The organism is Mesorhizobium sp. M1E.F.Ca.ET.063.01.1.1 (assembly GCF_003998155.1).
In the GTDB taxonomy this organism is placed as follows: Bacteria; Pseudomonadota; Alphaproteobacteria; order Rhizobiales; family Rhizobiaceae; genus Mesorhizobium.
Genome location: NZ_RZSC01001320.1, coordinates 1 through 870 on the forward strand (window position 1 = coordinate 1; position 870 = coordinate 870).

At 66.7% G+C, this 870-nt stretch carries 1 protein-coding gene; it reads left to right on the forward strand.

Annotated features, from left to right (window positions below; all coding sequences use genetic code 11):
- Window positions 1-185: 185 nt before the first annotated feature.
- Window positions 186-870: hypothetical protein (locus tag EOA29_RS38260; protein WP_127222505.1), on the forward strand; the 685-nt coding region annotated here is incomplete at its 3' end.

An 870-nucleotide genomic window follows, 5' to 3' on the forward strand; every position in this document is an offset into this window, starting at 1 on the left:
GTCGATGATCGGCGACGCCATGGGCGCAAGTCTCCTAGAAACATCCAATTTTGAGCTGAAGCGCGCCATCGGGAGGCCGGGCGGCTCGGGCGATGACGCATTATGCGCCGGATAAAGAGCCCTGGCGGAACGCGGCAGGCTCTTGAGCCTTGAAATTGCCACCGCCTTGGGCTTCAACGCAAGGCATGTTTGAGGGGACTCTGCGCCTTGTCGTGGTCTGGCTGGTCGCCGCGCTGTTCGCGGTGCCGGTTTCGTTCGCGCTGGCCCAGAACGCCAACGAGGTCGACAAACTCAAACTGCCGGGCATTTCGAGCTATGCGACGCCGAAAAGCGAGAGGTCGCTGGCGCTCGGCAGCGGCGGCGCGATCACCCTTTCGGCGCAGCTGACCGACAAGGGCGCCGACATCACCCGCGGCATCGTCTGGCGCGTGTTCAGGCCGGAGCCCGCCAGCGACGGCAAGCTGCCGATGGTGGCGTCCGCGCATGGCGGCACGGCCGTGTTCCAGCTCGATCCCGGCAGCTACCTCGTCCATGCCTCCTATGGGCGGGCCGGCGCGACCAAACGCATCACCGTCGGCAAGGATGCCAAGCGCGAGAGCCTGGTCCTCGACGCCGGCGGCCTGAAACTTGACGCCGTGACGTCGGGCGGCGCGCATATCCCGCCGAAGAAACTCCGCTTCTCGATCTATGAAGGCCAGGCCGAGGCCAATGGCGACCGCGCGCTGATCGCCCCCGATGTCGAGCCGAACTCGGTGGTGCGGCTGAACGCCGGCACCTACCACGTCGTCTCGACCTATGGCGCGGTCAACGCGGTGATCCGCTCCGACATCCGCGTCGAGGCCGGCAAGCTGACGGAGGCCACCGTCGAGC